This window comes from Paraburkholderia lacunae, from assembly GCF_003353175.1.
Lineage (GTDB): Bacteria > Pseudomonadota > Gammaproteobacteria > Burkholderiales > Burkholderiaceae > Paraburkholderia > Paraburkholderia lacunae.
The window spans coordinates 321,783-346,526 of sequence record NZ_QHKS01000004.1; the positions used below are offsets into that span (position 1 = coordinate 321,783).

Consider the following 24,744-nt stretch of genomic DNA (forward strand, 5'->3'; position numbering starts at 1 on the left):
CTGGGTGAGGCTTTCTTCAGATGCTCGGATGCTCGGATGCTCAGATGCGATAGAAACGCTCCGCGTTCCGGCAGAACAGCGCGGCTTTCTCCGCTGCGCTCGCGCCGCCCACGATCGACGCATACGCGTGCCACAAATCCGCGTACGAACCGAACAGGCGATCGACCGGAAAGTTCGACGCGAACATCGCGCGTTCCACGCCGAACGTATCGATCGTTTCCAGCACATAAGGCCGCAAGCTTTCGACAGTCCACTGATGATCGAACATCGCCAGTCCGCTGATCTTCACCGCGACATTCCTGCAACCCGCCAGCAAACGCATGCCGTCACGCCATGCGCGATAACCGGCCACACTGTCGCGATCCACGAACATCCCCGCATGGTTGACGATAAAGAGCGTGTCGCCATGCGAGCGCGCCAACGCAGCCGCCTCTTCCATCTGCGACGGATACAGTTGCAGATCGAACGACATGTCGTGACGGCGCAGCAACCCAAAATGCGCGCGCCACTGCGGCTCGCGCATGAAATGACGGCCGACGTAATCGAACAGCTTGTTTTCGTGCACGTTCAGGATCTGCCGCACGCCGCGCGTATTGGCGAACGCCGCATGCGCTTCGAGCACCTGTGGCGCGTTCGGTGCCGCCAGGTCCACGGCCGCGACGATCGCATCCGGCATGCCGCGCGATTCGGCGCGATCCGCGATCGACTGCAACCAGCGCGTTTCCTCGACCGGAGCGGCGGGATCGTGATTCGCTTCGACGTGCACCAGTTTCAGCACGTCGATATCCCCTGCTTCGCTGAGCAAATCGGTAAGCAGATAGTCGTGCTTCAACTCGCGAGCGTCGCCCACGAACGACACGCCCGGATTCTCCAGCCAGGGATAGCGATGCGTTTTCAGATCCCACAGATGGACATGCGAATCGACGACCTGCATGCGACACCCTCCGCCTTCTGTTGGAAAAAGTCAGTAATCTCAGCTCAGCGAACTCAGATGAAAGACCAGCTCTAGCGGTTGTTGAAGCGGCGTGTGATCGGGGGCCGTCTGCATGATGTCGGCCATGTAGTCCCACCATTTACGCATCACGTCGAGTTGCGGCAGCTCGTCCATTCGATGATTCGTGTTGCGGGTCAGAACGGCGAAGAGATAGTGCGAGTCCGCGTCGAAGAAGATCCGATAGTCGCGCACGCCCGCGTTGTGCAATGCGTCAACCAGCTCGGGCCAGATTTGCGCGTGACGCCGTTCGTATTCCTCGCGCATGCCGGGGTTGAGCACCATCCGGAAAGCGATTGTTTCCATTGCGGCCTGTCTCCCATCGTCTTCGGGCGCTTTCCTGGCGAAGCGTCTGAAGCGACTATAATTCCTGCGTCGATAGCATCTCAATCCGTTGTTGGGATTGGGCGATCCAGAAACCGAATCGCACCGGAACCATGAGCCAACACTCAGCTGCCGTCGCCCTCGTCAATCGGCTCAAGTTCAAGCACCTCGCGCTGCTCGTCGCGCTCGACGACGCGCGCAATCTCCACCAGGCCGCCGAGGCGGTCAACGTCGCGCAACCCAGCGCGAGCCGCATGCTCGGCGATATCGAAGAAGCGCTCGGCTTCCTGCTGTTCGAGCGCAACGCGCGCGGCATGACACCTACTCCGCTCGGCGTCGTCACGCTCGCTTACGCAAGGCGCGCGCTGGCCGAATTGACCCGTTTCGCCGAAGACCTCGAGGTCAAACGTCGCGGCGGACACGGCCAGTTGACCGTCGGCGCGATCATGGGCGCCGCGCCCGATCTGCTGGCCATGGCGGTCGCCGCGCTGAAAACCGAAAGCCCGTTGCTGAACGTGCGCATTCTCGGCGAAACCAGCGATCAGGTCGTGCAATTGCTGCATCGCCGCGAAGTCGATCTGGCGCTTGGGCGCCTGACCAGTCCGCTGCAACACAACGATTTCGGTTTCGAGCCGCTCGCGCGCGAGACTTTGCTGCTGGTCGTGCGTTCGGTGCATCCGCTGGCGCAGCGCGCTTCCATCACCTTGCGTGAACTGATCGACTGGCCGTGGGTCGCGCAACCGCTCACCAGTCCGGCACGTGTTCTGTTCGAAGAGGAACTCGCGCGCGCGGGGCTCGCCACGCCCGTGAACCTGACCGAATGCGCATCGATCTTCGCTACCCTTCAGTTGCTGGAAAACTACGATGCCGTGGCGATGCTGCCGGAGTCGGTCGTGCGCGATCATCTGCGCGGCAAGCTGCTGGTTGCGCTGCCGCTCGAAATCGGCAAGAGCCTCGCCGGCTTCGGCATTCTCACGCGCAAGGAAGAAGCTCTTGCCGAACCGGCGCTGCGTTTCATCGATCTGTTGCGCGGTTTTTCGCGCAATCTCGCGCGCGACGGCTCCGCCTCCTCCTCGCCGGGTTCCGTCAGCGCGTTCGCACCGGTCAATTGACATTGGCATCGGCGTCGCGCGTCACTGCAAATTGACGAACAGACCGCCGTCCACCAGCAACGCGGCGCCGGTCACATAGCGCGCGCGATCGGACGCGAGGAACACCACGCAATCGGCGACGTCTTCCGGACGGCCCAATCTGCCGAGCGGGATGCGTTTCTCGAAGTAGGCTTTCTTCGCTTCGTCGGCGAGGTCTTCTGCGTTCAGGTCGGTCGCGATCGTGCCCGGCATCACCGAATTGCAGCGGATTCCGTATGGCCCCAAAGCGATCGCGCACGATTGCATCAACGAATGCACGCCTGCTTTGGTCGGCGTGTAGTGGGTTTGCATGCCGCCGCCCACCAATGCGCTAATCGAACTCGTCGCGACGATCGCGCCGCCCGTGCCTTGCGCTTTCATCTGCTGCGCCGCCGCCTGGGTGACATAAAACGCGCCGTTCAGATTGACCGCCACTGTCGACTCCAATACTTCAGGCGGCATGTCGAGAAACGTATGGAACGGACAGATGCCCGCGTTGCTGGCGAGCACGTCGACTTTGCCGAATGCTTCGACGGTACGGCGCACGAGTTGCTGACCGGTCTCGCGCGCGGCGACGTTGCCCTCGATCGCAATCACGCGCCGCCCTAGTGCCTCGATTTCGCCGACTACTTCTTCGACGGCGGAACGGCGCCCGTATGATGCGTCGTTGTCGCCCCAGTAGTTGATCGCCACATCCGCGCCTTCGCTTGCGCACGCAACGGCTATCGCGCGGCCGATGCCACGCGAGCCGCCGGTGACGATTACGACCTTGTCCTTGAGCAGCACGTCATTCTCCTTTGTCGACCGGAGTTAGCGCTTTAGCGCTTATTCCGGTCCCATGCAAAGCTGTCGACCGGAGTTAGCGCTTTAGCTGTCGGTCGGAGTTAGTGCTTTAGCACTTACTCCGGCCCCATGCAGAGCACTTACTCCGGTCCCATGCAAAGCTGTCGACCGGAGTTAGCGCTTTAGCTGTCGGTCGGAGTTAGCGCTTTAGCACTTACTCCGGCCCCATGCAGAGCACTTACTCCGATCCCATCGATCAACACGGTGCTTGACCGTTCATGAGCGATCAACGAACGATCAATCGGTATTCAACGCGGGTAAGGCCGCACCAGCGCGCATTCCGGATTCAGGCGCACGCCGAAACCCGGTGTGTCCGGCACTTTCATTCTTCCGTTGACCGGCACGGGTTCATCGAGCAGAAGCGGCGTGAACATCGGCACGACCTCGTCCGCTTTCGGCGCCATCATCAGAAACTCGGCGAATGGCGAGTTGTGCCGCGTAACGACGAAGTGATAGCTATACACCGACGAACCGTGCGGCACCACCATCACATTGTGCGCGTCGGCAAGCGCGGAAATCTTGATCAGCTCCGTCATGCCGCCGCACCAGCCCACATCCGGTTGAATCAGATCGCAGCACTGCATGTCCAGCAGCATGCGAAAGCCCCAACGCGTCGCTTCGTGTTCGCCGGTCGACACCATCATGCCGCGCGGCACGTTGCGGCGCAGTTCGGCGTAACCCCAGTAGTCGTCCGGCGGCAGGCATTCTTCGATCCACTTCAGGCCGTATTCGTGCGCCGCCTGGGCTAGCCGCGTTGCATACGGCACGTCGAGACTCATCCAGCAATCGAACATCAGCCAGAAGTCGTCGCCGACGCGGCTGCGCATGTCGGCCAGCCTGGCCAGATTCTGCTCGAGGCCCGCATCGCCTTCCGCGGGGCCGTGCTGCAGCGGCAACTTGCCGCCGATGAAACCCATGTCCTTCGCGAGGTCCGGGCGCGCGCCGGTCGCGTAGAACACGAGTTCGTCGCGCACCGGGCCGCCCAATAGCTGGTACACCGGCTCCTTGCGGACCTTGGCGAGCAGATCCCACAACGCGAGATCGACGCCGGAAATCGTATTCAGCACCACGCCCTTGCGGCCGTAATACAGCGTCGAGAAGTACATCTGATCCCACATCTTCTCGATGTCGGTGACGAGCTGGCCTTCGAGAAAGCGCGCCAGATGTTTCTCGACGATGAACGCGCCGATCTCGCCGCCCGTGGTCACCGCGAAACCGACGGTGCCGTCGCTCGCTTCGATCTCCACCACCAGCGTGCCGAGCACATTTATCCCGAATGACTGGCGGCTTTGCCGATACTCCGGGTAACGCGCCATCGGCGTTGAAATGTGATCGTCGATCCAGTGTCCGCCGGGTTGATCGTGATAATCCGCACCGCCTCCGCGGACGATGAAGGCACGCACGTGCCGGATGATAGGCATGGCCATGACGAGGACTCCGTTATGGATGCGCCGGGAGCGCAGCCGAAAACGCGCCTGGCGGGCGCGGTGCAGTAAATGATTCGTGCCTGTCGTGACTTCAGTACGTCGCGCGTCCGCCGGACAAATCGAACACCGCGCCGGTGCTGAACGCGCAATCTTCGGACGACAACCAGAGAATCAGCGACGCCGCTTCTTCGGGCAGCAGGAAACGGTTCATCGGGATCTTCGAGAGCATGTAGTCGATATGCTGCTGCGACATCGAATCGAAGATCTCGGTTTTGGCCGCAGCGGGCGTGACGGCATTGACGAGGATGTTCTTCGTCGCGAGTTCTTTGCCGAGGGATTTGGTCAAGCCGATCAGCCCGGCTTTCGACGCGCTGTAGTGCGACGCGTTCGGGTTGCCCTCCTTGCCGGCCACCGACGCGATATTGACGATCCGGCCATAGCCTTGCTTGAGCATGTGCGGCACGACCGCGCGGCAGGTGAGATACGGGCCGATCAGATTCACGTCGATCACGCGGCGCCAGATGTCGGGTTCCAGCTCCCATGTCGTGCCGTTACCGCCGGTGATGCCCGCGCAGTTGATCAGCACGTCGATCGCTCCATGAGCCGCGACGGTTTGCGCCACCGCCTGGGTGACCGCCGCTTCCTGAGTAAGTTCGACCGTGATGGCGGACACCTTGCCCAGTTCGCTCAATTCGCGTGCGCTGCGCGCGAGGCGCTCGGCGTCGATGTCCCACAGCGCGACCGAGGCGCCCGAGTTCAATGCCCGTTGCGCCACCGCGTAGCCGATACCGCGCGCACCGCCGGTAATGACGACGACGCGCCCCTCCAGATCGATTCGATTCATCGCTGTGCTCCTGTGGCACGCTTGAGCGGCGTGCTTTTCAGTTGTTGTATTTCTGCTGGCTCTGTCTTCTGTTCAGCAAATATACGAGCCGTACGATGCGCTAACAATCCGAGTATTGGAGGGGGCGATAACAAAAGTGGATCGGAGAGAGGAGTGAGGTGCGGCAACCGGTTCCCCCCGGTTCGTCGTAAATGAAACCCGTTGCGCCCAGCCGAACTTAAGCTCGATGACTGAGGCGCGCGGAACGCACCCCAGTCGACGATTCCTTAAACCCCCGACGCCGCTTTCCTCGGTTGGGTCAGCATGGCGGGCTGCAAAATCTCATCGAGCTGAGACTGACTCAATAGCCCTTTGCCAATCACTATCTCCGCCACGCTTCGACCGGATGCAAGGGCTTCCTGTGCAACCTCCGTCGCATTCGCATACCCAATGTATGGGTTAAGCGCTGTCACGATACCAATCGAATTTTCGACGATTGACCGCAGCCGGTCCCGATTGGCTGTGATTCCGTCGACACATCTGGACGCCAGCGTCAAGCATCCTGCCCGCAGATGGGCCACGCTCTTGAAGAGACTGTGCGCGATGATTGGCTCGAACGCGTTGAGTTGAAGCTGCCCGGCCTCCGCAGCAAAGCTGACGGTCACGTCATTACCGATGACCTCAAACGCGATCTGATTGACGACCTCCGGTATGACCGGGTTGACCTTGCCCGGCATGATGCTGGAGCCGGCCTGTACCGGCGGCAGATTGATTTCCCCGAGACCTGCGCGGGGGCCGCTCGAGAGAAGGCGGAGGTCATTGCACGTCTTGGAAAGCTTCACCGCGACTCGCTTCAACACACCGGACAACTGCACAAATGACCCGACATCCTGGGTCGCCTCTACCAGGTTGGGAGACGTCGTGAGCGGAATGCCGGTGACGTCGCTCAGGTGACGGCATACGAGTTGCGCATACTCGGGATGAGTGTTGATGCCCGTTCCAATGGCTGTTGCGCCCAGGTTAATCTCGCAGATCAACTTTGAGGCTTCCCTGAGACGCTCCTCGTCTTCACCGAGCATGACCGCAAACGTGCTGAACTCCTGCCCCAACGTCATCGGAACTGCATCCTGCAGCTGGGTTCGTCCCATCTTCAGGTCGCCCTTGAACTCTTCGGCCTTGCGTTCGAACGAGGCACGAAGCACGGCCATTGCGTCGATCAGCTGCTGGATTCCCGCGTACGTCGCGATTTTCAATGCAGTTGGGTAGACATCGTTCGTGCTTTGCCCAAGGTTGACGTCCTCATTGGGATGAAGGATGTGGTACTCGCCTCGTTCGTGCCCGAGGTGCTCAAGAGCAAGATTGGCAATCACCTCGTTGGCGTTCATGTTGGTTGAGGTGCCGGCGCCGCCCTGAATGACGTCGACGACGAAGTGCTCGTGTGCGACACCCGAGCGGACCTGCCTGCAGGCTTGCACGATAGCCGACATCTTGAGCTCGCTGAGAAGCCCAAGGTCGTAATTCGCTTGTGCAGCCGCCTCTTTAACACTCACAAGCGCGTTGATGAGATTCGGATAAACCGAAATAGGAATTCCCGTGATGGGAAAATTCTCGAGTGCGCGCAGCGTGTGGACGCCATAGTAGGCTGACGCCGGTACGGCGAGATCGCCGAGGAGGTCGTGTTCGATGCGTTCGATGGCCGTGAGCATAGCTTCCTTGATAGGTAAAAAATACGGGCGATGTTCGACATCCGACGCCCATGTACGTCACGGGGTCGGGGGAAGAATGATCTGGTCGGGCGCCTGGGGGCGCTGCGATTCCGCTGCCGCAGTGGCGTACGCCACGCACTGCCGGGCAAGTACGTCTGTGGGGTCCACCAGGCGGACGGACCTGCCACTCGAACCGACGAAATCCGCCTGCGGAAGTAGTAACGGCAGTTCGGTGCAGCCAAGGATGACGACTTCTACGCCTGCGGAAATGAGTCCATCGATCGCTGCAGCGATATCGGACTGGCACTGCCCGGTCGTGAACCCTGCTTTCACGCCTTCCTTGCCGTAAATTGCGTTCATAACTCGTGCCTGCAAAGCCGGGCCCGGAACGACCTGTTGCAACCCTTGTGCGGTGAGCGCCTTTTCGTAGACACCGCTTTCGACCGTACCCGAGGTCGCCAGCACGCCGACTGAACGCAGCGAAGGAAAGGTCTCGCGAAGGTAGCGCACAGTAACCGTCAGCATGTTCACGATAGGTATGCCGAGATACGGCTGGATACGCTCGACGAACGCGTGAGCGGTGTTACATGGGATAGCAATGATGTCCGCGTCGCCCGATTCGAGCTTCTTGCATGTCGCGTAAAGGGAGATGGTCGGGTCAGGTCCGTCGCCAATCAGGCTTTCCGTGCGGTCCGGAATCTGCGGGTTCTGCTCGACCAACAGTTTGATGTGGTCCTGGTCCCGTTTAGCGGGCGTGTTGCGCACTATCTTATGGATGAAATCGACGGTTGCCGCTGGTCCAACTCCGCCGACTACACCGACCTTGAACAGCGTTTCGGGCGAAGAATACTGACCCGATACGACGTATTGCGCATACGCGAGATTCGAATCGAGCAGCGGCACCCGCAGCGGACCCATCTCCTCGGCTACCAGAGCGATTTCGGTCAGACCCGGGACAATGATGTTGACGCCCTGGGAGATGAGGTCCTCACACGCCTCGCGCAAAAGCTTCACCGGTCGGCCACTCAGGTTCCCGCTCTTGACGCCCTCAGACCCATATACCGCTTCTGTGACGAGGTCCAGGTTCTCCCGCTGGCGGGGATAGACCACCTCAAACTCGGGCGGTGCGAAATACTTCTCAAACAAACCTTTCCTGCGCGTGTAATCGGACGCCAGCACGCCCACCCGACGCACGGTCGGAAATTTTCGCCGAACGTGGCTGCGCACAGCCTCAACCATGTTGACGATCTGCAGCGGCGAATTTGCCTTCAGCTCATCGATGAACGTGTGACTAAGGAAGCAAGGAAGCACGACCGTCGTCACGCCTTGCTTCTCGAAGCGGCTAATGAGGTCGAAGATATACAGCTTGCGTTGCGTCGTAGCCTCAGTCGCAGTACCCGAGCTGCCGAAAGGGTGCTGCTCGAACACCACGTCGAAGTGCTCCGCGTCGCTGGTTGCGGGAGTCGATTTGACGAGCTTGAAGAATACGTCCGCGCTTGCCAGAGGCCCCAGCCCGCCCACGACGCCGAACTTGCGCACGTTCGATTCCCGCGCGGCTGTCATTTCGTCTCGCCTTGCAGTTGAACAAAAGCATTGTCGCTGGTGCGTTGCGCATGCCTGGCTGTGCGCTTGGCCTCCCACTTTGCGATGGCGGCCGTTGCGATGCTGTTGCCAATCACGTTGGTGGCGGTTCGCCCCATGTCGAGGACCTGGTCGATGGCGAGGATGAGCACGACTCCGGACGGGGGCAGATGGAACATCGGTGCGACAGCGGCAACCACGACGACCGAGCCTCGGGCGACACCTGCCATCCCCTTGCTGCTGACCATGAGTACGAGCAACATCATGATTTGGGCGCCCAGTGGCATGTCAATGCCGAAAGCCTGTGCGATGAAAATCGCAGCGAACGCCTGGTACATCATCGAGCCGTCCAGATTGAACGCGTAGCCGAGCGGCAAGGTGAACCCAACCACCTTTTTGTCGACCCCGAACTCTTCAAGCTTTTCGGTCAGGCGGGGGTAAGCCGCCTCACTGCTTGCCGTCGAAAACGCGAGCATCGCGGGTTCGCGAATTGCCTTCAGCAGCGTCCAGATCGACTTCCCGAGAAAGAAATAGCCGACAAGGATGAGAAGCGTCCAAAGGAGCACGAGACCCACATAGAAGCTGCCGATGAGCTTGCCGTACGTGGTCAACACATCCAGCCCATGTACGGTAATCGCTGAGGCCAGCGCACCGAACACACCGATCGGCGCGAGACGCATCACATAGTCTGTCAGCTTCAACATGGCTGGGACGAGCGCATCGACGCCGGCGATCAGCGGCGCCACGCGTGGGTCGGTCTTGATGACACTCAGTACGACACCGAACAGCACGGAGAAAACGAGGATTTGCAGGATGTCGTTGCGGGCCATCGCGTCGATGATGCTGGTCGGAAACGCATGGGTCACGAAGTCTTTAAAGTTCAGGCCGGCGGTATTCAAACCGGTCGTCACGTCAGCGCTAGTCTGCACCATATGTAGCCCTGCGCCCGGTTGAAATACGTTAGCCAGCACAAGACCGAGGGCGAGGGAGCACAGAGACGCGCACAGGAACCATCCCACCGACCTGAACCCGATTCGGCGGACATCGCTGGTCCCCGCCATGCCTGCAAGTCCGGAGACCAGCGTCGCAAAGACCAGCGGCGCGATAATCATCTTCACGAGACGAAGAAAGATATCGGTGATGATCGAGAAGTAGCCGGCGATGGCTTGCGCTTGTGCCGCATCCGCAACTGACCGATGACAGATGTAGCCGACGAGCACGCCGAGCAGCATGCCGGCAAAAATATAGAGCGTGAGGCGATTCTTCATTGGGATCCGTCCAGGAATAGCAGACTGCGGTCGACTGCACCGCCGTGCGCATGAGTGGCAAAAACGTCGCTGAATCAGCAGGTTTTTGTGTTTGGACGGATATTAAGGAAGGTCAAAAATACGTTGATGCCAGTACTGCATGCGGCTATGCGAATTTCGCATAACCCGTGAAAACCCTACCGGGAGGGCTGCGAAGCGGCGCGAATATGTCCCCAGAGCGTCTCCAGAAACTCGCTGCGATTCGAGGCATCGCGGTACACGCGCAACTCGACCTCCAGATGCCATTCGGAGCGCCCGGCAGGCACCAGTTCGCCTGACTCGAGTTCGGCAATGATGGAACTTCTGGGTAGCCATGCGACCCCTTCGCCTTCCATCACGAGTTTCTTCAGCACTTCCGCCATGTCCGATTCGTAATGAAGCTGCAGCGCCGGGGCAGCCGTTGCTTGTCCAAGCAAAAGCGCAAGGCAGCGGCCGAAATAACTGGTTTCCGTATAGGAAATGAGCGGAAGCGGATGGTTCGCCGTCCCCGGCAACCGGAACGCCGGGGCTGAGCGTTCATTGGGGCGGCACACCGGCATAAACGTGTCGACGCCTACGGTCAGATGCTGGTATCGCGCCGGGTCCAGATGCAGCGGCAACTCGGGATGGTGATACGCGAACATCAGTTCGCAGTTACCGTTGACGAGCATCAGAATCGAATCGTGTACGTTCGTCGGAATGACCCGGGCGCGCACCTCGCCAAAATGCGCGCTGAGCGTCTTCAACCATGCAGGCAGAAAGCTCAGCGCGATTGTGTGGCCGGCCGCAATCTGCAAGCCTTTGCCGGCCATTCGTTGCTCGGTGCGGATGATGGCCCGCGTGTCGAAAAGCTTTTCGAGAATGTCTTCGGCTGCTTCCTGGAACAGTCGCCCTGCCGGCGTTAACGTCGGGGGAAAGCCGCTTCGGTCGATGAGGTCGGCGCCCACCCATTGCTCAAGCGACTGGATTCGCCGGCTAAAACCAGACTGCGTCACATTCCGAAATTCCGCTGCCCGTGAAAAGCTTTGATATCGGGCAAGCGCAATGAAGTCTTCAATCCACTTGATTTCCATATCGGGTCCTGGGACACGCCGTAGCGCCGGCGAGAGCGGGAGATTCTACGCCGGGCCACTTTGCCGGTAACGTCGGAGGACGCGGATGTCATCGCGCCGGGAAAGGCCGGCGCGCTCCAGCGATTCACGCCTTCAGGTACAGATATGGCGGGAGGTGCCGCAGCGCCCTCGCGCCTGGTTGTCGCTGCGATTTCCGTTTGACACACAGGTCAGCGCTGACCCGCGCTTACCTCGTCAGCTTCACGACGTTGGACACGCCGCGGCCAGCAGACGTACCGAAGCGGTATGTCGAGCGGCCCGCCTGCTTGGCGGCGTACATGGCCGTATCGGCGACGTCGAGCAATTGCGCGACGGAGTCGGCCCGGTCGGGACAGGTGGCAATGCCGATGCTGACGCCGATCTGGAAACGTCCGCCATATTCCTTGTCGCCGACCTCGCGAACGCGCGCAATCAGGCGGCCCGCCAGCTCACGCAATTGTTCGTCGTCGTCGCAATCGGCCGCGAGCAGCACGAATTCATCGCCGCCGACACGCGCCAGCATGTCCTGCTCCGGCGTCGCCGCGCGTAGCGCTTCAGCGAGCCGGCGCAACAACGCGTCGCCGGCGCTGTGACCGAGCGCGTCGTTGACGCTCTTGAAGCCATCGATATCGAGGTACAGCAGGCCGGTGCGCTGGAAGTCGTCCGGTGAGGAAGGCGCCAGCGCGTCGATCGCCGCCAGCAAGCGGCGACGGTTCGGCAAGCCGGTCAACGAATCCTGCGCGGCCTCCAGATCGAGCGCTGCGGAATACGCATGAACTCTCGCAAACGCGCGCCGCTGAATGAAGAGTGTGTAGACCAGCAGACAGCACACGAAAACGGCGACGGCCGCCAGCGCGGCCGTGCCATACACCAGCCGCACGTGCGCATCGCGCGTGGCGACCCGGCGCTTTTCCCGCCACGCATTCAACAACTGGCCGAGGTCGCCGCGAAGGCTGTCCATGTACTGCCTGCCTTCGTTGGTCTGCACCAGCGTGATGGCCGCGGCACGGTTACCCGAGTGCGCGAGTTCGATGCTGCGCGCCAGTTCCGTCACTTTGTCCGTCTTCGAGTGTTCGATTCGCTGGACCAATTCGACTGATTTCTCGTCGTTGGCGACGACCCGCTGCAGGTGCAGCACGGTATCGTCCAGATCATGCACGCCCTGACGATAAGGCAACAAATAGCTTTCATCGCCCGTCAGCAGATACCCCCGCTGTCCGGTCTCGGCGTTTTCGAGGTTGTGCAATACCCTGTTTGCCGCACCGAGCACGGCGAACGCTTCTTCGTCGCGCAAGCCGTCGTCCACGATGATGCGGGCTTCGTAGAGAAACATCCCCGCAGCGACGAGCAAGCCGACGACTATCGCAGCGTAAAGTGTGACAAAGCGATTACGGTCGGCATTCGCTGAGCGGGATAGGCGCGAAAGCAAGGGTTCTCCGTGAGGGCTGCCAGTCGAAAATGCTGTCAATGATAACCGCTCACAAAGTCCCTACACACCAGACTTCCATGGCCAGGAGGGATAAATACGCTCGCTGCTTTCAACACTCTCCCGCGGATCTTCGGTTCGCCCACCATTGCGTTCGACGTCGCCGGCGGCCTCCTCCTCGTTCAACTGCTCGCGTCCAGCGGCGGCTTCAGGTGAGTCCACCTCTACCTGTACATCCGCGCCGGCCTTCAAAGACGGCAGGCCCACGCCGAACCACGGAACTTCACCGCTCAATGCGGCGACATAAGCCCGCCATCCTTGCGTGTTGCCGGCAAACAGGTTCCGCTGGACCGTGGACGCGAGACGCTCGCGATTCAACTCGGGCTCGAGTAATTCCCCCGGCCATGCAAAGAAGGCGCTCGTCGCGCGTTGTACGAACTCCTTCGATGTCATCCGTCGCGAGACCTGGGTGAGTAGCGCCAGGCGGGCAAACGAAGCGTTGGCTGCCGCCAGTTCGTGCACGGTCTTCTCGCCGTCACATTTCAGGAGCCAGTTCACGGCCTCCAATACCTCTCCGAGGTGCAACAACAGGGCGCGGCGTTCGAATGCGTCTTTCATCTGCGTATTTCTTTGCGTAAGTTCGACGCACAATTCTAGCTTGCCGGCCGCGCGGCGCCACGAAAAGAACGGCGTGCGCGCCCTCGCGGGCGGACAGCGCGCGCTCCGTATCTGTAGCGGCAATGCCCAAGGAGTAAGAGGTGCAAGAGGTGTAAGAGGCAGGTGTAAGCAGCCAAAACTCAGTCGAAAGCCTTGTCGTTCGGCGTTGCATAGAGCTTCTGCATCGCGTCGCTCATCGGGAAATCGAAGTTGATATTTTTCGGCGGCACCGGCTTCATGAACCACTTGTCGTACAGGGTTTTGATTTCACCGCTCTTCACCACCTGGCTCATCGAGTCGTCAACCAGCGTCTTGAATTCGGGGTCATTCCTGCGAAGCATGAAACCGTACGCCTCCGACGACTGAGGCGCCCCCACGATCACCCAGTCGGCGGGCTGTGAGGTCAGCGAACGCGCGCCGGCAAGCAGAACGTCATCCATCATGTAGGCGACGGCGCGTCCTGTTTCGAGCGTGGCTCTTCCTTCGCCGTAGTCTTTCGCGCTGATGATCTGCATGTTCATCTTCTTCTCCTCGTTCATTTTCCTGAGGAGACGCTCTGACGTCGTGCCCTGATTGGTCACCACGGTTTTGCCGGCGAGGTCGGGAAAGTCCTTGATGCCGGAGTCTTTGCGCGTGAGCAGACGGGTTGTGGCAACAAAGAACGTATCGGAAAACGCGACCTGATTTTGCCGCGAGGTCAGGTTGGTCGTGACGCCGCACTCGAGGTCGACCGTCCCATGCCTGCGAGAAAATCGCAACCGTTGCGAGAGTCAATAGCGACGCGTATTTCATGACAATCCCCTATCTGTTTTGAAAAGCTATAGCTCGCGCCGCCCGTCCGCGCGCACTGGCGGGCTCTCGGGGTAAAGCGGCCTGGAACGGGGCGCGGACCGGAAGACGATGTTGACGAAACGGATCAACGCGGAAAGCGCAGATATCGCGCGGCCGGCCACGCCGACGTTTGAAACAGGAGAAGGGCGGCGGATGGCCAGGAGGAACCAGGCGGCTCGTGCCGTGGGGATGTGCCGCCCTCACCATCCCCACTCTGCCGCGGGGCATGGTTTGCCGGCGGATTATCTTCCATCGACATGGTATTGGTTGCGAGTAACCGAACAACGGGTGGGATTGCAATAGTTGCACCGGCCCCATCAAATCCGCAGCAATAGCCACAACAATAGCCACAATAAAAAAGCAGGCGATAAACTGCCTGCCTGTGACTATGGGTTTAAAACTCACCCAGTGAAAACCTAAGCCGGATACACCACAACATCGTATTAAATCGCTCGCCGACGAGCCGATAAAATTGGACTCGCGGGCGTGGGTATTCGATTGCCTTAAGTGTCATTGACCAAAATAGATCCTGCATTGAGGATTGGCCTCGCACGACCGGCCTTGCCGGCTCCCTGCCTGCGAGCGGCTGTCCGCCACGCCGCCGTAGGCGGCGTCCTGTCCAGTTTCACCGAGCGATATGTCGGTGGTGGATTGCGCTGTTTCGTTCGCGTCATGCTGCATGAGTGCACGGCCCTGCTGGCTGTCCAGCGCGGCGGCTGTCATCGGCGCAAAAAACAGAACCAGAACCGCGCCCGCCAAAGGCACCACTAAACGTAATTTCATGTCCAGACTCCTCGAATGCGGCGCAGCAGCGTAGGCACCATCGGAAGAATTTTCATATTCCAATGTCCTATCCGCGAAAAAACGCCTTGTAGCCAAATCGAGCTGACGGACGAACGAATGCCCTAATACGGGCTGCTGCGGCGAGTCACAGAACTAAATAAATATATAGTTGCCAGTCCTTCGACTGATGTCGACCGCGATTTCGCGATGTGCCGGAATCAGTATTCACACGGCTGGAGATGCAGATTGTTTGCCCTGCGTTCTTGTTTTATAGGTCGGGGGCTCAGGATTTCAACCGGCGGCTTGCGGGCTTCTGCGAAAGCCGACGCAACAAGGCGTGCGGCGACCGTACAGTGCGCTATGATATCGCCATAACGCAGAAAATTGGCCCGCGCCAGGCACCGCCGAGGTGGCGGTGCCTGAATATGAGACCGGGCGTTCGCAACCCGTGCATTGTCAGCACCGTCTTTTTCATTGCGGCCGTGACGCTCATCCAACCGTTTGTAAAACCTGTCCCCGCAGGCCGCCCCCATTACGTGGGCTCGCTGTCTTCGAGGCCCCTTGCAATCTGCACCTGACAGAAAGCCCGACGATTTAGAAGGACGAATATCTTATGGACGAAAGGAAGCGAGATAGCATGATTGCGTATCTCCGCCGCCGCATGGAAGAGTTTGGTATCAAGCCGGAAGACCTGGCTTCGGCGCTGGCGTCCGAGCAAGCGGGGCAAAGCGCCGGACAAAATGCGGGGCGCTACCGGAGCGCCACGGGAGATACCTGGGACGGCCAGGGCGAAATGCCCCAATGGCTTAAACAGGCAATTAGTGCAGGCCAAACAATCGACCACTTCGAATTGTCGACGACACCGGCGGCCACGCCGCCTGCAAAAAAGCGCGTCGATTGGCAAAACGACCCGTTTGCGGGAAGCCCGCTCGCGCGGCAGAGTCCGCGATCCTGATCGACCGCAGACGTAAAGTAAAAGACAAGTCGGCCTCGGTTGCCAGGCCGCGGCGAAAATTCGATTCTGCGCCGGCGCACAGGCGAATCTTTCAGTACGCGGTCATCCACGCGTCCGGCTATGCGCCCTTCCTCCTTCCATGAATCACTTTTTCATGGAGGTGCGTCAGTTGTCGCGATTCAGGCCGGCGCGCGCGGCGATTGCACTTCGACGGTGACATGCGAGAGCCCCTTGAAGCGTTCGAGCACCGCGTGATAGAAGCGCGAATCCCGCTGAGACTCACTGCTCGCAACCGACACGACGGCGCTCATGTGACCGGGCCCCACTCGCCACACATGCAGATCGACAACCTTGTCGCCACGGTCCTCGATGGCATGACGAACGTTGTCCTCCATGCGCCTGTCGGGATTCATGTCGAGCAGAATCGCGCCGGTGTCGCGCATCAGGCTATAGGACCAGTTCGCAATCACGAGTGCTCCGATGACGCCGGCCAGCGGGTCCATCCATAGCCAGTCGAACGTCCGCGCGAGCACGAGGCCCACGATGGCCAGCACGGAGACCGCCGCATCGGCGATCACGTGCAGGTAAGCAGAGCGAATGTTGTGGTCCCGCGTAGCCGCCTCGTGCATCTCATGCGCGCCGTGACCGTGCTCATGTTCCTCGAACTCGATCTCGTGCTCGCCGTCCGCCATCCGCACAATGGCTTTGAAAGCGTGCGGCTCAGGAATGTCTTCCTTCGACTCCAGATAGCCACCACGGTCCGCCAGCGCAAATACCTGCCGCGCACCGTCCAGCCGGATGGTGGTGACAGACGCGACCGACGGGTCCAGCGCCGAATTCTCCGTCGCCGGCGTGATGCGAAAAACGGGCGGCACGCCGTCCTCGAAAATGGACACGGCAAACACGCCGGACGAAGCAAAAACCTTCTGCCCCTCGTCCTCGCGACCGTGCTCGTCGTGACCGTGGCTGTGGCCGTGCCCATGACTATGGCTATGATCGTGACCGTGGTGGCCTCCGCTCAGCAGCCACACGCTCGCGAGGTTGACCAGCAGGCCCACTACGGCGATAGGAATCGCTTCACTGAAATGAATCGGTACGGGTGACAGAAAACGCGCAACCGCCTCGTAGCCGATGAGCACGGCAATCATGGCCAGCACGATGGCACTCGTAAATCCCGCGAGATCGCCCAGCTTGCCGGTACCGAACACAAAACGGGAATCGGTGGCATGCCTGCGCGCATACGTATAGGCGAGCGCGGCAATCAACATTGCGCCCGCATGCGTCGACATGTGGAGACCGTCGGCCACGAGCGCGAGCGACCCGAACACACTGCCGCCGACGATTTCAATCAGCATCATCGCGCTGCACAGCGCGATCACCGCCCACGTCTTGCGCTCGTTCTTCTCGTGACCGGCCCCCAGAAAGATGTGGTCATGCCCTGCGCCAAACGCGGCGTCCTTAAAATCGATCTGATTCATTTTCCGGCCGGCTCATTTGAAATAGGTGTGAACAACTTCAATGACCTGTTCGGTCGCGCTGCCACCTGACTCCTCGCCGGTATCCGCGTCGACCAGGTGGTTCCTGATGTGGTCCTCGAGCACAACGGCGAGCAGGCCGTTCATGGCGCCCCGGCAACTCGTAATTCGTTGCAGAACATCCGAGCAGCCGTGTTCCTGCTCGAGCGCCCGCTCGATGGCTTCGACCTGCCCCTTGATGCGGCGGACGCGGTTGAGGAGCTTCTGCTTATCCTGAATCGTGTGAGCCATTCCATTCTCCGTGTATAGCCCGGGGGACTATATACCTTTTGGAGAATTTGTATAGGGGGGTGGGGTATACGGATTCGCGCGACGAATCCGTTTTCAGGCGTTTTCTGAGGGGAATTTCGGGGGAAGTGTTTGCGGGTATCCGACGTATCGGCTCAACCGTCTCTCTTCAGACAGATGCCTCGCTATCGCGACGCTCAACGAGAATCCGATTGGCCGCGTCCGTCCCGTCGTAAGCGGCCGGAGGCGAGGTGTCGAGGCGCATGGCCGCCGGAGGCGAAGTCACCGCTTTAACTCCATTGGCAATCCCGGGCGCGGCAACATAAGGAATAAACGCCGCTAGCGCAACTACAACGATGAAAGTAACCATGGCTGTCAGCCTCTCTGAATCCACCTTGTGAAACCCGGCGAAACAGGTTTTGCGCCGGGGACTCAAGGTCCATCGTGTGCCGGCCCCCGCAAAAGAATGCGCAGCACATATGCTTTGATTCTAGAAGCGGATACCCCAGCGCTAAAGGCTGCTACCTCGATCAATTCGGTCTACGTCCATCGTCTGCCGGACAAATGGGGGGACGTCAAGAAACCGATTTTTTCGTACGTTACGACGCCTTGCCTCCAGAGCGCGCTATTCGAATATTCCGCCGCGCCAGCCGCCTTTTCTGATGTGTCTGATCCCAATAGCGTTGCGGCACCACGTCCGGGAGACGCATTGCCGGCTGCCCAGAAGGCCGGAGCGGCCAGGGCGCTGAGGAGCTCCCGGGAGCTTCGCCGCCGCGGCAACCAGTCCGAGCGCGCGATTTGAAGTTCCGCTGAGCGCCATGGGCAGAGGGTCAAGCGCACCACCGTGGATGCCTGTCAATCAAAAAGAATATTTGTAAATTACTCTACATTTACGTAGTTTACTTTACATGGATACCTTAACGACCTGGGCCGTACTGGTCCTGACCTTTCCTACCGAGAACGCCACCGCGCGCATGCGGGCGTGGCGGGCATTGAAAGCGAAGGGGTGCGCCGTCCTGCGTGACGGCATTTACCTGCTGCCGCATACCGCGGAACGCGAGGACATGCTGCACGAACTCGCTGGCAGTATCGATGAAGCCGGCGGCACCGCGCATCTGCTCCGTGCGCAAAGCCTGAACCCGTCGCAGGAAGCGGACTTTCGCGCGCTGTTCGATCGGAATGGCGATTACGCGACCTTTGTCGCGTCACTGGGCGCCTCGCGGAAAACGCTGGGAGGCCAGCCACCAGCGGAGGTTGCCCGCCTGTTACGTCGCCTGCGCAAGGACTATGACGCGATCCGGACAATCGACTACTTCCCGGGCGCCGCTTCGACCGACGCCGAAGTCGCCTGGGAAGACTTCCTGGCGCTCGCGGATACGGTCCTGTCGCCGGGTGAGCCGCATGCAGCCGAGCGGACCATCCGGCCGTTACGGCGCGACCAGTACCAGGCCCGCACCTGGGCAACCCGGCAACGGCTATGGGTCGACCGCGTCGCGAGCGCATGGCTGATCCGCCGCTTCATCGACCCGACGGCACGCTTCCTCTGGCTCGCTTCGCCGGGGGCCTGCCCACCGGATGCACTCGGCTTCGACTTCGACGGCGCCGCCTTTACACACGTGGGCGAGCGCGTGACGTTCGAGGTGCTGGTCGTGAGCTTCGGTCTCGACGACGACGCCGCGCTTCTTCGGCTCGGTGCAATGGTGCACGCCCTCGATGTCGGCGGAGCACCGGTGCCCGAGGCGATCGGCTTCGAAGCGGTGATGGCCGGCGCGCGGCAACGCGCATTGGACGACGATCAACTGCTCGATGAGATGGGTCGCGTGCTGGATTCAATCTACGCACACTTTACGGCGAGCACAGGAAACAGCAACGTAGGGGGCCGGTCATGACCACCGCGCCGGGCTTCAAGCTAGGCCAGATGATCCTTTACATGCTGCGGCTCGGCACCTTCGGTTTTGGCGGCCCGGTGGCGCTGGTCGGCTATATGCACCGCGACCTCGTCGAGCGCCGGGGTTGGATCGGCGAACAGGACTACAAGGAGGGGTTGGCGCTGGCTCAAATGATGCCGGGCCCTCTCGCCGCACAGCTCGCCATTTACCTCGGCTACGTACATTACCGCATCGTCGGTGCTACGGCGGCCGGCATCGCTTTTGTCCTGCCTTCGTTCCTGATGGTCGTGGTACTCGGCTGGGCCTACGCCCAGTATGGCGGCCTCTCCTGGATGCAGGCAGTGTTCTACGGCGTGGGTGCAGCGGTGGTCGGAATCATCGCGATGAGCGCGTACAAGCTGACCAGGAAGACCGTCGGCAAAGACAGACTACTGTGGGCGATATTCCTGACGCTCGTGGTCGTGACCGTTGTCACCGAGTCCGAAATCGCGTGGTTGTTTATCGCGGGTGGCCTGCTCAACTGGTTCTGGCGTGCTCCGCCAAAATGGCTCGGCAAGGGCGGATTGAACGCGCTTGCCGTGACGCAGGTGCCGGGTGTGAGCGGCGTCCTGAGTGGTCTCGATCTGCCACTGCTCGGCCAGATCGGCCTTTTCTTCGCCAAGGCCGGCGCGTTCGTGTTCGGCTCAGGACTCGCGATCGTGCCGTTCCTCTACGGTGGCGTCGTGACCGAACATCACTGGCTCAACGACAAGCAGTTCGTCGACGCAGTCGCCGTCGCGATGATCACGCCGGGGCCGGTCGTCATCACGGTCGGCTTCATCGGCTATCTCGTCGCAGGATTTTCAGGCGCCTGCATCGCCGCGCTAGGGACCTTCCTACCGTGCTATCTGTTCACGGTGCTGCCGGCGCCGTACTTCAAGAAATACGGCAAGTTACCCGCTATCAAGGCGTTCGTCGACGGCATTACCGCCGCCGCCGTGGGTGCGATCACCGGCTCGGTGATTGTCATTGCGCGACGCTCCATCGTCGACTGGCCGGCCGTTGCGCTTGCCCTTGTGACGCTGGTGCTTCTCTGGCGCTTCAAGAAGCTGCAGGAGCCGGTGATCGTCGTTGCGGCGGCCCTGTTCGGTCTTGCCGTTTATCCGCTCATCCATTCGCACGCGATCTAACGGCACGCGCGTGCGCGCAATCCACGAGGAACGTCATCATGGCAACACGTCGTACCTTCCTGCAGGACACCGCTGCTGCCGGCGCAGGAATCTTGCTGGCCCAGGCGCACACCGCACGTGCCGCAGAGGAACCCGGTTTCACCGACAAGCTCACAGACGCGGACGGCAAATATGCCGCAGCACCACTGCCATTTGCGTACGACGCGCTTGAGCCCGTCATCGACGCGCGCACCGTCGAACTGCACTACAACTTTCATCACAAGCCGGCTGTGGTTGCCGCGAACAAGGCCGAAGACGGCCTCGCGAAAGCACGGTACTCAAACGACTTCGCGCTGGTGAAGTTCTACGAGAAAGAACTTGCATTCCAGCTATCCAGCCACATCCTGCATACCATTTACTGGACCAGCATCTCGGGAAAAGGCGGTGAACCGAAGGGCGAGCTGGCAAAAGCAATCGACCGGAATTTCGGCTCCTATGCGAAGTTCAAGGCACAACTGGTTGCCGCGACGATTGCTGTCGAAGCATCCGGCTGGGGTGTCGTTGGCTACCATCCTGCGACGGGCAAACTCATGATCCTGATATGCGAGAACCATCAGAAGCTCACCGCCTGGGGCATCCAGCCCATCCTCATCCTCGACGTTTTTGAGCACGCGTACTACCTGAAGTACCAGAACCGGCGCAACGAATACGTCAACCAGCTTTTTAGCCTCATCAACTGGGACAACGTCGCGCTCAGGCTGCAGGCGGCGTTGCCTGTCCGGAGACTGACATGAAATGGATCACGCGCGAACGTCCCAAGGTTGACCGGATCGCCTGCCCGTGGCTGATCGTCAGGTTCATCGACAGGGACGCCGAGTTCCTTTACGTGCCGCGCGATGAGGTACTGCGGGTGGTGCAGGAGACAGGTGCCATTCCCTATGACGTGCCGAACGTCGAACTGGGTCACCACGGCGAACTGTGCAGCTTCGACGCGTTCCTGCACAGGTATCGGCTGACCGACCCGGCTCTGCTGAAGCTCGCGCAGATCGTACGTGGTGCGGATACCAGCCGGCTCGACCTCGCGCCCGAGGCGAGCGGCCTTTACGCGATTTCCGTGGGGCTGTCGCGCCATTTCGCCAACGATCACGAACAGCTACGTTACGGCATGGTCGTCTATGACGCTCTCTACGCGTGGTGTCAGGGCGATGCGCACGCCTAGGACAGCGGCCTTGACCGCAAGCCACAATGCGGCAATACGCCTGATGCTGCCGGCTGGTGCCGACGCAAGCGCGTTACGGATCCTCATCGGTCGCGGATTGCGCGGTTTCTGTGACGGATTCGTCGCTGTGCTGCTGCCCGCGTACCTGCTTGCACTCGGTTTCGGTCAACTGGACGTGGGGCTGGTCAGTAGCGCCACGCTGATCGGCTCGGCACTCGCGACGATCCTGGTCGGAATCTTCGCCGGGCGCCATCCGCTGCGTCGCATGCTCACCCTGGCGGCAGGCTTGATGGCCGCGACCGGCATGGGCTTCGCCGGACTGTCTGCGCTGTGGCCGCTGCTCATTGTCGCGTTCGTCGGGACGCTCAACCCCAGTTCGGGGGACGTCAGTCTGTTCTTGCCACTGGAACTGGCGCGTCTCGCTGGTTCAGCCGCCGGCGATGCCCGCACGGCGATATTCGCCCGTTACAGCCTGGTGGGCGCGGTATCCGCCTCGGTAGGCGCTTTGGCGGCAGCGCTCCCGGGCTGGCTCGCCGCGCATGCGGGCCTGTCTTTGCTCGCATCCCTGCGTGCGATGTTCGGCGTTTATGCGCTAGTCGGTGTCGCACTGTCGTTCCTCTATCGCAGGTTGCCCGAACCTCAGGCGCACGACCGGTCGCGCAGCGCGCCGCTAGGTCCGTCGCGCGGGATCGTCACGCGCCTCGCGCTGCTTTTCAGTGTGGACGCATTTGCCGGCGGTCTGGTCGTGAACTCGTTGCTGTCGCTGTGGCTGATGCAGCGCTTTGGGCTTTCCCTCGGCGCGGCCGGGCAGTTCTTCTTCTGGGCGGGTCTGTTGACCGCGGGCTCGCAGCTCGCTGCTGTGCCCCTGGCGCGCAAGATCGGTTTGCTGAACACGATGGTGTTCACCCATATCCCGTCCAGCCTCTGCCTGATCGCTGCTGCGTTCGCGCCGTCCTTGCTGCCGACGCTGGCGCTATTGCTCGTGCGCAGCGCGCTGTCGCAAATGGACGTGCCAACCCGGACCGCCTACGTGATGGCAGTGGTGACGCCGCCCGAGCGCCCGGCGGCTGCAAGCTTCACGTCGGTACCCAGAAGCCTCGCTTCGGCGCTCGGCCCCACGCTGGCCGGCGCGCTACTGGCAATGGGCTGGGTCGGCGCCCCACTTGTCGCCTGCGGCCTGCTGAAGATTGCCTATGACCTCACGCTACTGGGGGCATTCCGACGGGTGAAACTCACTGATTGAATTTCGCACCATGAATACACTTTGGTCTCGGCCTGTTGCTCGTTGGCTGCTTCCTGTCGCGTGCGCTATCGCTGCTGCGCTGGGGGCCGCTGTGTTTCCGGCGTCAGGTGCGGACGACGGTGTCGAAATAGGCGGCCTTCCGTTGAAACAAGTCGCCGACGTTCCGCTGGGCGGACGGCCGACCCGACTCGACTACGCAAGCTTTGACCCGGATCGTCACCTGCTGTTCATCGCCCATCTGGGCGACGGCGAGGTCGTCGTGTTCGACACGCGCGCTGCGCGCGTGATCGCCAGGATTGCGGACGTGGCCTCGGTCCACGGCGTACTCGCCATTCCCGAGCTGTCCCGCGTGTATGCGTCGGCCACCGGCTCAGATGAGATCGTCGCGATCGACGAAACCACGCTAAAAATCACCGCGCGCATGCCGGGCGGCAGCTACCCGGACGGCATGGCCTACGCACCCGACGCACACAAGCTCTATGTCTCCGACGAAACGGGTGCGACCGAGACAGTGATCGACGTTCGCTCGAACGCACGGATTGCGACGGTGCCGCTCGGCGGCGAGGTCGGCAATACCCAGTACGATCCGGTTTCCCGGCACATGTTTGTGAATGTGCAATCCCGAAGTAAGCTGGTCGAAATCGACCCGGCCAACGACCGGATCCTCGCACAGATCAATCTGCCGGGCGCGCGGGGCAATCACGGCCTGCTGATCGATCCGCAGCAACGACTCGCTTTCATCGCCTGCGAAGGCAATGACAAGCTGCTGGTGCTCGATATGCACACGATGCACGTTACGTCGTCCTTCGACGTCGGTCGGAATCCGGACGTCCTGGCCTTCGACCCACAACTGCATCTGCTTTACGTTGCTGGCGAAGCCGGCATTGTCTCGATGTTCAAAGTCAAAGCGGGCCAGGTCTCGAAGATCGGCGACGGCCGCATCGGGCCCAATGCGCATATCGTCGTGGTGGATGACTCGACGCATCATGCCTACTTCCCGCTCGAGAATGTTCAGGGACGGGCGACGTTGCGCATCATGGCGCCGCAAGGCTGAGGCCGCCGTGGCGCGGCCGAACAGTCGAACACTTCGGCAAACGGCGAAATCGCTCCCTGCTCCCCGGGAAGACAGGCAACGTGGTAGAGGAAGGCATTTCAAATCCATTCGACGGGCGAGACTTCCAGTTGACCGTACTGACGCCATTACGGCCTCATGGTCGCTTAATCAGGGAGGGTATCGCCGCCGACGAGCCACACGCGTTGGCGGCGTGGAGTAGTGACACGGGGCGCGGCATCGCACGACGGTGAGTCGTTTGTCGAGGTGCCGGCGCGCGTTTGGACATGGCTTGATGCCTTGGGTGGTACGGGCACCGTCGTCGCGATCACGCATGCTTCGATAATTCGTGCTGCTGTATTTCATGTGCTGAATGCGTCACCCGCAGCGTTTTCGAGGATAGAGGCCGCGCCGCTCCCGGTTGTCGAATTGCGGCGTTCGACTCGCAGATGGGCGTAGTGGCCGACGCAGTCGTGATGCCATGCCTCGATCCCGGCCGGCTGATGGGTGTCTGCTTCGGCGGCGATCGACTGTCTCCTTCACGGTCTGGAATAGTCCGGCGTGTTCCATCGTTTAC

At 60.9% G+C, this 24,744-nt stretch carries 24 protein-coding genes and 1 pseudogene; 9 read left to right on the forward strand and 16 right to left on the reverse strand.

Annotation, left to right across the window (positions count from 1 at the left end; translation table 11 throughout):
* Positions 1 to 40: 40 nt before the first annotated feature.
* Positions 41 to 934 (reverse strand): amidohydrolase family protein, encoded by an 894-nt coding sequence (locus DLM46_RS08135; protein WP_115100241.1) that lies wholly within the window; start codon positions 932 to 934, stop codon positions 41 to 43.
* A gap of 39 nt (positions 935 to 973) precedes the next feature.
* The gene (rhaM, locus tag DLM46_RS08140) at positions 974 to 1,297 is read right to left on the reverse strand and encodes an L-rhamnose mutarotase (RefSeq protein WP_115100242.1); all 324 of its coding nucleotides are present in this window, start codon (positions 1,295 to 1,297) and stop codon (positions 974 to 976) included.
* 131 nt (positions 1,298 to 1,428) lie between these two features.
* Between rhaM and DLM46_RS08145 the strand changes: the two genes are divergently transcribed.
* Positions 1,429 to 2,427, forward strand: a complete 999-nt coding sequence (locus tag DLM46_RS08145; protein ID WP_115100243.1) for a LysR family transcriptional regulator — start codon at positions 1,429 to 1,431, stop codon at positions 2,425 to 2,427.
* 21 nt (positions 2,428 to 2,448) lie between these two features.
* On the opposite strand, the gene lra1 is transcribed toward DLM46_RS08145, so the two are convergent.
* The 11 genes and pseudogenes from lra1 to DLM46_RS08200 form a co-directional block, all read right to left on the reverse strand.
* Positions 2,449 to 3,231: an L-rhamnose 1-dehydrogenase Lra1 gene (gene lra1, locus DLM46_RS08150; RefSeq protein WP_115100244.1), complete on the reverse strand. Its 783-nt coding sequence runs from the start codon at positions 3,229 to 3,231 to the stop codon at positions 2,449 to 2,451.
* 305 nt (positions 3,232 to 3,536) lie between these two features.
* Entirely contained in the window at positions 3,537 to 4,715 is a 1,179-nt protein-coding gene (gene rhmD / locus DLM46_RS08155) for an L-rhamnonate dehydratase (RefSeq protein WP_115100245.1), read from the reverse strand.
* A gap of 91 nt (positions 4,716 to 4,806) precedes the next feature.
* Positions 4,807 to 5,559, reverse strand: coding sequence for an SDR family NAD(P)-dependent oxidoreductase (locus DLM46_RS08160; protein ID WP_115100246.1), 753 nt, complete (start codon positions 5,557 to 5,559; stop codon positions 4,807 to 4,809).
* Between the two features lie 266 nt (positions 5,560 to 5,825).
* Complete coding sequence (aspA, locus tag DLM46_RS08165; protein WP_115100247.1) at positions 5,826 to 7,244, reverse strand: aspartate ammonia-lyase; 1,419 nt, start codon at positions 7,242 to 7,244, stop codon at positions 5,826 to 5,828.
* Positions 7,245 to 7,301: 57 nt separating this feature from the next.
* On the reverse strand, positions 7,302 to 8,807 hold the full coding sequence (gene cuyB / locus DLM46_RS08170; protein ID WP_115100248.1) for a cysteate racemase: 1,506 nt from the start codon (positions 8,805 to 8,807) through the stop codon (positions 7,302 to 7,304).
* Complete coding sequence (locus DLM46_RS08175) at positions 8,804 to 10,093, reverse strand: dicarboxylate/amino acid:cation symporter (RefSeq protein ID WP_115100249.1); 1,290 nt, start codon at positions 10,091 to 10,093, stop codon at positions 8,804 to 8,806. Before DLM46_RS08175 ends, cuyB begins: the two co-directional genes overlap by 4 nt.
* 176 nt (positions 10,094 to 10,269) lie before the next feature.
* The gene (locus DLM46_RS08180; RefSeq protein ID WP_115100250.1) at positions 10,270 to 11,184 is read right to left on the reverse strand and encodes a LysR substrate-binding domain-containing protein; all 915 of its coding nucleotides are present in this window, start codon (positions 11,182 to 11,184) and stop codon (positions 10,270 to 10,272) included.
* Between the two features lie 226 nt (positions 11,185 to 11,410).
* The gene (locus DLM46_RS08185) at positions 11,411 to 12,631 is read right to left on the reverse strand and encodes a diguanylate cyclase domain-containing protein (RefSeq protein WP_115100251.1); all 1,221 of its coding nucleotides are present in this window, start codon (positions 12,629 to 12,631) and stop codon (positions 11,411 to 11,413) included.
* A 60-nt stretch (positions 12,632 to 12,691) separates the two neighbouring features.
* Entirely contained in the window at positions 12,692 to 13,246 is a 555-nt protein-coding gene (locus DLM46_RS08190) for a hypothetical protein (RefSeq protein ID WP_115100252.1), read from the reverse strand.
* 179 nt (positions 13,247 to 13,425) lie between these two features.
* Positions 13,426 to 14,028: pseudogene (locus DLM46_RS08195) on the reverse strand (transporter substrate-binding domain-containing protein); the annotation flags it as partial.
* 598 nt (positions 14,029 to 14,626) lie between these two features.
* Positions 14,627 to 14,962 (reverse strand): hypothetical protein, encoded by a 336-nt coding sequence (locus tag DLM46_RS08200; protein WP_341868578.1) that lies wholly within the window; start codon positions 14,960 to 14,962, stop codon positions 14,627 to 14,629.
* A gap of 550 nt (positions 14,963 to 15,512) precedes the next feature.
* Here DLM46_RS08200 and DLM46_RS08205 point away from each other — a divergent pair.
* Positions 15,513 to 15,854 carry an H-NS histone family protein gene (locus DLM46_RS08205; RefSeq protein WP_115100254.1) on the forward strand — a complete coding sequence of 114 codons (342 nt, stop codon included), beginning with the start codon at positions 15,513 to 15,515 and terminating at the stop codon, positions 15,852 to 15,854.
* A gap of 179 nt (positions 15,855 to 16,033) precedes the next feature.
* Here the strand turns inward: DLM46_RS08205 and dmeF are convergent, their stop codons facing one another.
* The 3 genes from dmeF to DLM46_RS08220 all read right to left on the reverse strand — a co-directional run bounded on the left by dmeF (position 16,034) and on the right by DLM46_RS08220 (position 17,987).
* Complete coding sequence (dmeF, locus tag DLM46_RS08210) at positions 16,034 to 17,332, reverse strand: CDF family Co(II)/Ni(II) efflux transporter DmeF (protein ID WP_115100255.1); 1,299 nt, start codon at positions 17,330 to 17,332, stop codon at positions 16,034 to 16,036.
* A 12-nt stretch (positions 17,333 to 17,344) separates the two neighbouring features.
* Positions 17,345 to 17,620: a metal/formaldehyde-sensitive transcriptional repressor gene (locus DLM46_RS08215; protein WP_115100256.1), complete on the reverse strand. Its 276-nt coding sequence runs from the start codon at positions 17,618 to 17,620 to the stop codon at positions 17,345 to 17,347.
* 166 nt (positions 17,621 to 17,786) lie between these two features.
* Positions 17,787 to 17,987, reverse strand: coding sequence for a hypothetical protein (locus tag DLM46_RS08220; RefSeq protein WP_115100257.1), 201 nt, complete (start codon positions 17,985 to 17,987; stop codon positions 17,787 to 17,789).
* A 538-nt stretch (positions 17,988 to 18,525) separates the two neighbouring features.
* Here DLM46_RS08220 and DLM46_RS08225 point away from each other — a divergent pair.
* From DLM46_RS08225 to DLM46_RS41210, 7 genes are all read left to right on the forward strand, one after another.
* Entirely contained in the window at positions 18,526 to 19,506 is a 981-nt protein-coding gene (locus DLM46_RS08225) for a chromate resistance protein ChrB domain-containing protein (RefSeq protein ID WP_115100258.1), read from the forward strand.
* Entirely contained in the window at positions 19,503 to 20,675 is a 1,173-nt protein-coding gene (locus DLM46_RS08230; RefSeq protein WP_115100259.1) for a chromate transporter, read from the forward strand. The genes DLM46_RS08225 and DLM46_RS08230 overlap by 4 nt, the downstream gene beginning before the upstream one ends.
* Positions 20,676 to 20,767: 92 nt before the next feature.
* A complete protein-coding gene (locus tag DLM46_RS08235; protein WP_115100327.1) occupies positions 20,768 to 21,448 on the forward strand; it encodes a superoxide dismutase in 681 nt (226 codons plus the stop codon).
* Entirely contained in the window at positions 21,445 to 21,873 is a 429-nt protein-coding gene (locus tag DLM46_RS08240) for a chromate resistance protein ChrB domain-containing protein (RefSeq protein WP_115100260.1), read from the forward strand. Before DLM46_RS08235 ends, DLM46_RS08240 begins: the two co-directional genes overlap by 4 nt.
* Positions 21,830 to 23,116, forward strand: a complete 1,287-nt coding sequence (locus DLM46_RS08245) for an MFS transporter (RefSeq protein ID WP_115100261.1) — start codon at positions 21,830 to 21,832, stop codon at positions 23,114 to 23,116. Before DLM46_RS08240 ends, DLM46_RS08245 begins: the two co-directional genes overlap by 44 nt.
* Positions 23,117 to 23,126: 10 nt before the next feature.
* Positions 23,127 to 24,170: a beta-propeller fold lactonase family protein gene (locus DLM46_RS08250; RefSeq protein ID WP_115100262.1), complete on the forward strand. Its 1,044-nt coding sequence runs from the start codon at positions 23,127 to 23,129 to the stop codon at positions 24,168 to 24,170.
* Positions 24,171 to 24,434: 264 nt separating this feature from the next.
* Positions 24,435 to 24,626 carry a histidine phosphatase family protein gene (locus DLM46_RS41210; RefSeq protein ID WP_425273970.1) on the forward strand — a complete coding sequence of 64 codons (192 nt, stop codon included), beginning with the start codon at positions 24,435 to 24,437 and terminating at the stop codon, positions 24,624 to 24,626.
* Positions 24,627 to 24,744: the final 118 nt, after the last annotated feature.